The 7,624-nt window shown below is 71.8% G+C and carries 11 protein-coding genes; 4 read left to right on the top strand and 7 right to left on the bottom strand.

From position 1 onward, the window contains the following. On the bottom strand, positions 1 to 519 hold a 519-nt coding region (locus tag ACFE8Y_RS19780; RefSeq protein WP_375466083.1), incomplete at its 3' end, for a hypothetical protein. 76 nt (positions 520 to 595) lie between these two features. On the opposite strand from ACFE8Y_RS19780, the gene ACFE8Y_RS19775 reads away from it, so the two are divergent. Continuing rightward, complete coding sequence (locus tag ACFE8Y_RS19775; RefSeq protein WP_375466082.1) at positions 596 to 1,003, top strand: DUF2325 domain-containing protein; 408 nt, start codon at positions 596 to 598, stop codon at positions 1,001 to 1,003. 244 nt (positions 1,004 to 1,247) lie between these two features. Then, a complete protein-coding gene (locus ACFE8Y_RS19770) occupies positions 1,248 to 1,877 on the top strand; it encodes a class I SAM-dependent methyltransferase (protein ID WP_375466084.1) in 630 nt (209 codons plus the stop codon). Between the two features lie 129 nt (positions 1,878 to 2,006). Here ACFE8Y_RS19770 and ACFE8Y_RS19765 read toward each other — a convergent pair whose 3' ends face one another. Both ACFE8Y_RS19765 and eno read right to left on the bottom strand, forming a co-directional pair. Next, complete coding sequence (locus tag ACFE8Y_RS19765) at positions 2,007 to 2,309, bottom strand: hypothetical protein (protein WP_375466081.1); 303 nt, start codon at positions 2,307 to 2,309, stop codon at positions 2,007 to 2,009. Between the two features lie 78 nt (positions 2,310 to 2,387). Further along, the gene (gene eno, locus ACFE8Y_RS19760) at positions 2,388 to 3,671 is read right to left on the bottom strand and encodes a phosphopyruvate hydratase (RefSeq protein ID WP_375466080.1); all 1,284 of its coding nucleotides are present in this window, start codon (positions 3,669 to 3,671) and stop codon (positions 2,388 to 2,390) included. 238 nt (positions 3,672 to 3,909) lie between these two features. Between eno and queF the strand changes: the two genes are divergently transcribed. Continuing rightward, positions 3,910 to 4,359: a preQ(1) synthase gene (gene queF, locus ACFE8Y_RS19755; RefSeq protein WP_375466079.1), complete on the top strand. Its 450-nt coding sequence runs from the start codon at positions 3,910 to 3,912 to the stop codon at positions 4,357 to 4,359. Positions 4,360 to 4,428: 69 nt separating this feature from the next. On the opposite strand, the gene ACFE8Y_RS19750 is transcribed toward queF, so the two are convergent. The 4 genes from ACFE8Y_RS19750 to ACFE8Y_RS19735 form a co-directional block, all read right to left on the bottom strand. Next, positions 4,429 to 4,746 (bottom strand): hypothetical protein, encoded by a 318-nt coding sequence (locus ACFE8Y_RS19750; RefSeq protein ID WP_375466078.1) that lies wholly within the window; start codon positions 4,744 to 4,746, stop codon positions 4,429 to 4,431. A 274-nt stretch (positions 4,747 to 5,020) separates the two neighbouring features. Then, a complete protein-coding gene (locus ACFE8Y_RS19745) occupies positions 5,021 to 5,296 on the bottom strand; it encodes a hypothetical protein (protein WP_375466077.1) in 276 nt (91 codons plus the stop codon). Positions 5,297 to 5,387: 91 nt separating this feature from the next. Continuing rightward, positions 5,388 to 6,005 carry a flavin reductase family protein gene (locus tag ACFE8Y_RS19740; RefSeq protein ID WP_375466076.1) on the bottom strand — a complete coding sequence of 206 codons (618 nt, stop codon included), beginning with the start codon at positions 6,003 to 6,005 and terminating at the stop codon, positions 5,388 to 5,390. A gap of 9 nt (positions 6,006 to 6,014) precedes the next feature. Beyond that, positions 6,015 to 6,578, bottom strand: coding sequence for a nitroreductase (locus tag ACFE8Y_RS19735; RefSeq protein WP_375466075.1), 564 nt, complete (start codon positions 6,576 to 6,578; stop codon positions 6,015 to 6,017). A gap of 168 nt (positions 6,579 to 6,746) precedes the next feature. Here ACFE8Y_RS19735 and ACFE8Y_RS19730 point away from each other — a divergent pair. Further along, on the top strand, positions 6,747 to 7,624 hold an 878-nt coding region (locus tag ACFE8Y_RS19730; protein WP_375466074.1), incomplete at its 3' end, for a hypothetical protein.

Genomic DNA, 7,624 nt, shown 5'->3' with positions numbered 1-7,624 from the left:
ATGACCGAGCACCGCCTGCACGGCGAGATCGTCCAGATGGCCGGGCGCCGGGACGGCGGGGGCAAGCTGCTGCAGAAGGCGCTGGACCGCCGCCACGAGCGCGAGGTCAAGCGCTTCGCGCAAGCCCGCACCGCGGGCGAGGTCCGTACGCTCTGGCGCGATTATCTGGAGCGCGGCGAGATCCCCGGCGCCTACTGGGCGGCGATCACCCATCCGGCGACCGACTGGCCGCTGGTGCAGGACATCTTCGGCGAGGTGCACATGCTCTCGCACCTCGTCGGTCAGTCGAACCGCGCCGACATCCGCCGCCTGCGCCAGCTTGAGGCGGACTTGGCCGAGCGCGACGAGACCATCGCCCGGCACGAGCGGCGCATCCTCGACCTGATGGCGCAGCGCGACGCGCAGCGCGCCGTCGAAGCGGCCCGCACTGCGGTGGCGCCCGCTCCGCCCCGGGCGCCGGATTGCGAGCGGGACACGATGCGAGCCCTGGAAGGCCGACTCGCTCGCGAGCAGGCGCACGCGGAGGCCCTGGAGGACAAGGTCGCGGCCCTCATGCAGGCCTCGGGCCGGCTGAGCGTCGCCCTGGAGGTCGAGGTTGCGCGCGCGCGCGCTGGAAGCCGAGGTGACGGCGCTGGAAGCTGCACTCGACAGCGGAGAGGCGGCGCCGTCGGCCGCCGAAGCGGTGAGCCTCGCGGAGAGAACCTTCCTCTACGTCGGCGGCCGGCCCCGTCAGGTGGCGAACCTGCGCCGCCTCACCGCCGAGCGCGGCGGGCGGCTGCTCAGCCACGACGGCGGCATCGAAGACAGCTTGAGCCTGCTGCCGGGCCTCGTCGGCCAGTCCGACCTCGTGCTGTTCCCGGTCGAATGCGTCAGCCACGAGGCGACGGCCTGGGTCAGGCGGGCCTGCGAAGCCTGCGGCACGCCGTTCCGGCCGCTGCGCAGCGCCAGCCTCGCGAGCTACGTCCAGGCGGTGATGCCGCCGGTGTCCGCCCCGTTGGCGTGACGAGCCGTCCGCGCCCGCGCCGGATGCCGGCGAAGGCCACTCCGAACCCGTCGATGGACGTGGCGCAGGCGACGGGCGGCGCCCCGTGGCGCGTTCCATCGCGGATGCGTCCGAGGCCGGCGCAGCGGTGCCGAGCGTCCGCGAGGCGCGCCGATTGCGCGCGCTGAAGGCGGCCCCGCGCGACGCCATCTCCCGGGCACGCAGCGCCCGGAACCGACCGGGCGCCGGAACCCCCGAGGCCTCGATGATCGACCTGCCCGAACTGCCGCCCGGAGCCTTCGCCAAGCCCGATCCGACGCCGGACCGGCTGTTCTACGGCCAGCCGCGCCTCGTCACGCACATCGATTGCGGCGCCGTCGCCGCGGTGACCGACCTGTACCGGACGCTGCTGCCCGCCGGCGGCACGATCCTCGACCTGATGTCGAGCTGGGTCAGCCACCTGCCCGAGGAGGGCGCCTACGCCGCGGTGATCGGGCAGGGCATGAACGCGACGGAGTTGTCCGCCAACCCGCGCCTGACCCGGCGGTTCGTGCAGGATCTGAACGCCGACCCCGCCCTGCCGCTGGACACCGCCAGCATCGACGCGGCCACGATCTGCGTCTCGGTCCAGTACCTCGAGGCCCCGGTCGCGGTGCTGCGCGAGGTCGCCCGCGTGCTGCGTCCGGGAGCGCCCGTCGCGATCACGTTCTCCAACCGCTGCTTCCCGACCAAGGCGGTGGCGATCTGGCGGGCGCTCAGCGGTGCCGATCAGGCCCGACTCGTGGCGCTCTACCTGGAACGGGCGGGCTTCGCCGATATCGCGGTGAGGGACCTGGTGCCCGGAGGCGGTGTCGGCGATCCGCTGACGGCGGTCGTCGGCTGGACGGCCCGCTGACGTGGGCGCTGCGCGGACCTGAGAGCGCCTTCCGACGAAGCGGCCACCGGTTCGTCGCGGGAAAGCGCGTCACGACAATGGGATAAAGCCGCTTCACGATCCAACCGGATCGGGCACAGCTTTGGGTTCCTATCCGTCCGCGCGGAGCAGCACGGCGGCGATGGCGTCCCGCTCCTCGGCGAGGGGGGCGTCGGTCGCAGGCCGCCCCGCGCGGGCGTACCAGTAGGCGGCGTTGTCGCGGTCGCCCTCGACGCGATGGAGGTGGGCGTGCACCCAGGCCGCCTCCGGACCATCCTCGTCCTGGACGAGGACGTGCGCGCGCTCCCAGCCCCCGCGCGCCGCCCACCACAGGGCAGCGAGCGCGGGGACGAACGTCGCCGGCGGAGCATCCACCGCGAGCGATCGCCTGAACGCTTCGAGATCCGTCGTCATCGCAAGGCCCCGGGTATCGGTCGCACCGCGTATCGACGCGGGACGGCGTTGCCGGTTCCGCCCGAGGGCCGGATGGCCTTAAGCGGATTGCCGGATCGCGGCCCGGCCCGCGTAGCGGCCTTGAGCGCCTAAGCCCTCCTCGATGCGGATGAGCTGGTTGTACTTGGCCAGCCGGTCGGAGCGGGCGAGCGAGCCGGTCTTGATCTGCCCGCAATTCGTGGCGACGGCCAGATCCGCAATGGTCGCGTCCTCGGTCTCGCCCGAGCGGTGCGACATCACTGCGGTGTAGCCGGCACGGTGCGCCATATCGACGGCGGCCAGCGTCTCGGTGAGCGAGCCGATCTGATTGACCTTGATCAGGATCGAATTCGCCGATCCCTCGCTGATGCCGCGGGCCAAGCGCTCGACGTTCGTCACGAACAGGTCGTCGCCGACGAGCTGGCAGCGGTCGCCGATCCGCGCGTTCAGGAGGCGCCAGCCGTCCCAGTCGTCCTCCGCCATGCCGTCCTCGATCGAGAGGATCGGGTAGGCGTCGACGAGCTTGGCGAGGTAGTCGACCTGCTGCTCGATCGAGCGGACGGTGCCCTCGCCCTCGTAGTGGTAGGCGCCGCCCTTGAACCAGTCGGTGACGGCGCAGTCGAGCGCCAGCACCATGTCGATGCCGGGCTTGAAGCCCGCGGCCGCAATCGACTCCATCACGAAGTCGAGGCCGGCCTCGGCGGTGGGGAGGTTCGGGGCGAAGCCCCCCTCGTCGCCGACGTTGGTGTTGTGGCCGGCCTTCTTGAGGGCGGATTTCAGGGTGTGGAACACCTCGGCGCCCATGCGCACGGCCTCGGCGATGGAGGTGGCCCCGACCGGCATGATCATGAATTCCTGGAAGTCGATCGGGTTGTCGGCGTGCGCCCCGCCGTTGATGATGTTCATCATCGGCACCGGCAGCACCCGCCCCTGCACGCCGCCGACGTAGCGGTAGAGCGGCAGGCCCGCGGTCTCGGCCGCGGCCTTGGCCACGGCGAGGGAGACGCCGAGGATGGCGTTGGCGCCGAGACGCGCCTTGTTCGGAGTTCCGTCGAGTTCGATCATCGCCTCGTCGACGGCGACCTGATCCTCCGCATCCATGCCGCCGACCAAGTCGAGGATCTCGGTCTGGACGGCATGGACCGCCTTGCGCACGCCCTTGCCGCCGTAGCGGCCCGCGTCGCCGTCGCGCAGCTCCACCGCCTCGTGCGCGCCGGTCGAGGCCCCGGAGGGCACCGCGGCACGGCCGAAGGAGCCGTCCTCCAGGAGCACGTCGACCTCGACGGTGGGATTGCCCCGGCTGTCGAGGATTTCGCGGGCGGCGATGTTGGTGATCGCGGTCATAAGTCTTTCTCCCCGAGGCCGCGCCGTCGCGGCGGGCTCGGATGCGGTCTTGCTCGCCGCGGCTTATCCGCCAAGGCGTGCGGTCGGGCAAGCCAGCACCACAGCCGCCCGCGCGCATTCACCGCGCGCATCGCTCGCGTCTTCCCGCGACGCAGATCGATCCTCGCACCGACATCCTGCAACGGCACCATGCGGATCGCGCGGGTGCGCGCGGGCGCCGCCCGCGATATGGATGGCCATGACTGACGAAACGCTTCAGCTCGGGCAGCCGACGCCGCTGCCCGCCTCGCCGCAGGATGCGCGCCTCGACCGGGTGCCGAACCCGCATCCGGACACCGATTACCTCGCGCGCTTCACGGCGCCCGAGTTCACCTCGCTCTGCCCGGTGACCGGCCAGCCCGACTTCGCGATCCTGGTGATCGACTACGTGCCCGGACCTTGGCTGGTGGAGTCGAAGTCGCTGAAGCTCTACCTCGGCGCGTTCCGCAACCACGGCGCGTTCCACGAGGATTGCACGGTGGGCGTCGGCAGGAGGCTGACTGCCCTGCTGGAGCCGCGCTACCTGCGGATCGCCGGGTTCTGGTACCCGCGCGGCGGCATCCCGATCGACGTGTTCTGGCAGACGGGCGAGCCGCCGAGGACGGTCTGGCTACCCGATCCCGGCGTGCCGCCCTACCGGGGGCGCTGATGGAGCACGACGAACAAGAAGGGCGACCGGCATGACCGGTCGCCCTTCTCTCATTGCAAGCTGCGGAGCTTAGTAGGGGTAGCCGTAGTACCCGCCGTAGGCCGGGGCACCGTAGCCGCCGTAAGCGCCGTACCCGCGATTGTAGCCGTAGCCGTCGTAGCCGTAGGCATTGCGCGCCGCACCGGCGGCGACCGCGCCGGCCGCGAGGCCCGCGATGCCGAGGCCGACGGCGGCGCCCGTGCCGATGCCGCGACCGCCGCGGTGGCCGTAGCCCCCGCCGTAACCGTGGCCGTAGCCGCCGCGGTACCCGGGCCGAGCGTCGGCTGCGGTGACGGAGAGCGCCCCGACCGAGAGAATGGTGGCGGAGACGATTGCGAGCTTGCGCATGAGGATCCTTTTCCGATTCATGATCGATTTCGCAAGCTCAACGTCGGGCAGATGCATTCGTTCCGAAGGCTTCGCGCGACCCCTTCGGCTCCGATGCCGAACCGCACCGCATTGACCGGAAGACCACCCGTGACGAAGACTCGGGGAAGTTCCCGTTCCTGCCGGAGCGCGGCCCCGACGGCGAGCCGGATCGGGGCTGTGCTTCGAAGATGGGTCTGCGCGCGATCACACCCGTGCGGGGCCGCCGATCCCTGCGCCCCGCCGCGACCTGACTTCAGCGCTCGGGACTGCCGGTCGCGCCGAAGAGCGCGGGACTGCCCGTCGCGAGGGTCTCCTCGGCTCCCCCCGACCTGACGAGGCCGGACGTGACCGGCGGCGCGCCGGGCGGCCGAACGGAGGCCGGGCAGATCCGGCTGCAGATCGCGGGCGCGTCGAGCGGCCCGGAGCAGAGGGTGCGCACCTCGCCGTTCACGCAAACGCAGCGGCATGCCGCCGAGGCGGGTTCGGCAGCCAGCGCGAACAGCGCGAATCCCAGCCACAACGCCCGCATGTACCGTCCCCGCCCTCAAAGCCCGCCGACGCCGTGCCCGATCCTATGCCGGAACGGCTCCGCGATGCCAGGATGCCGGCGCGATCTCATCTCAGCGCTGCCTGTAATCGCCGCCTCCTTTCGGACGGTGCATCTCGAACCGCGTCTCCGGGGTCACGCCGAAGTAGTCGAAGTAGCCGCCGCGCATGATCGGGCGCATCGCTGCGGTGTCGACGAGGCCGTCGACGATGAAGCGGTCGTCGATGTAGATCGACAGCACCTGCCCGATCACCAGGAAGTTGCCGGGCTCCGAGCCGTCCAGCGGCACGAGCGGGATGGTCTGGAGCCACCGGCACTCCAGCGCCGCGGCGGCTTCCGCCACCCGCGGCGCGCGCACCCGCCGCGACGGCGCTGTGGTCAGGCCGGCAAACGTGAACTCGCTCTCGCCCCGGGGCAGCGGCGCCGAGGAAGCGTTCATCGCCTCGCGCAGGTCGTGGGTGGCAAGGTTGCAGACGAAGTCGCCGCCCTCCTCCGCGAAGGTCATCGCGTCCTTGCGGCCCGAGGACGAGAACGCGACCATGTCGTCGGCGACCGCGTTGAAGAACGAGTACGGCGCGAGGTTGAGCTTGCCCTCCCGGCTCATGGCGCTGATCCAGCCGATCGGCCGCGGCGCGACGATCGCCTTCAGCGGGTTGTGGGGCAGCGTGCGGTCGTCGGGGGCGTAATGCATCGCTCCAGCCTACAGCCGCGTGACGATCTCGGCGAGGTCCGGCCGCGGACGGTCGCCCGGCACCTCCTCGGCGCGGCCGATGTGGATGAAGCCGGCGAGCTTCTCGCGGGGCTCCAGGCCGAGCGCGTCGAGCACCCGGCGGTCGTAGGCGTACCACTCCGTGAGCCAGGAGGTGGCGAACCCGTGGGCGTTGGCCGCGATGACGAGGTTCATCGCGACCGCACCCGCCGATAGCACCTGCTCCCAATCCGGGATCTTGACGTGCGGGCCGGCCCGCGAGACCACCGCGACGACCACGGGGGCGTGCGCGAGGCGCTTGGCCTCCATCGCGAGCCGGCCGGCATCGGCCTCCGGGTTGTCGGCCGCGTAGGTGTCGGCGATGACCGCGCCGATCCGGACGCGGGCCTCCCCCTCGATCACGATGAAGCGCCAGGGCGCGAGCTTGCCGTGGTCGGGCACCCGCGACGCCAGCGTCAGGATCGCGTCGAGCGCCTCCGGCGTCGGGCCCGGCGCCGCGAGGTGCGGCGGCGGCACGGAGCGGCGGGTGCGCAGCAGGTCGAGGGTGGCGTTCATGGTAGCTCGAAGCGTTGAAGGGGGACGCGGTTCACGGGTCCGCATGTTCCCTGAGGATCTGGCACGTGACGCGGCCGCTGGAAAGGCGGACCACGTGATCTTGGTCGCCTTGCGGTCGCCATGGTCCGGGGGCAGACGGCATCCGTCGGCGGCTCGGAGGGTGAGGACATGCGCGGACGGCGCGTCGGACTCGGTGCAGCGCTCCTGTCGGCCTTCGTGCCCGTCGCGGGCTCGGCCCAGGCGCCCGACCCGTTCGGCACCCGCCTCGGCGGCGGCCTGCCCTCCCCCTCGATCACGACGCCGTCCCTGCCGCCGAGCCCGGCGGAGGACGCGGCGACGCTGTCGCTGTCCGCCCTGCTCTCGGGCGTCGGACAGCCGCTGCGCTCGGGGCTCGTCTGGCGGATCTACGAGGATCGCGGCGACGGCGCCCGGCCCGGCATCGTCGCCCGGTCCACCGATCCGGCCCCGAGCTTCAAGCTCGCGCCGGGCGCCTACATCGCCAGCGTCACCTACGGCTTCGCCAGCGCCTCGAAGAAGGTCGCGATGGCCGGCCAGCCGGCGACCGACATCCTCCGGATCAGCGCGGGCGCCCTCAAGCTGTCGGGCGCCATCGGCGACACCCGGATCCCGCCGAGCCAGATCTCGTTCCTGGTGTTCGTGCCGATCGGCACGAACTCGGAGGGACGGCTGGTGCGCGGCGGCGTCAAGGCCGGCGAGGTGCTGCGCCTGCCGGAGGGCACCTACCACGTGGTCTCGACCTACGGGGATTCGAACGCGATCCAGCGCGCCGACCTCAAGGTCGAGAACGGCAAGGTCACCGACGCGACCCTGAACCACCGCGCCGCCACCGTGACCCTCAAGCTCGTGACCAATCCCGGTGCCGAGGCCTTCGCCGGCACCGCCTTCTCCGTGCTGACGCCCGGCGGCGACACCATCCGCGAGGCGATCGGCGCCTTCCCGCAGGTGACGCTGGCCGAGGGCGACTACGTGCTGATCGCCCGCCACGACGGGCAGGTCTACACCCGCGAGTTCAAGGTCGAGAGCGG

The sequence above is a fragment of the uncultured Methylobacterium sp. genome, from assembly GCF_964242245.1.
GTDB lineage: Bacteria > Pseudomonadota > Alphaproteobacteria > Rhizobiales > Beijerinckiaceae > Methylobacterium.
Note: the sequence above shows the minus strand (reverse complement) of the source record. Positions and strands in the feature narration are given on the sequence as shown.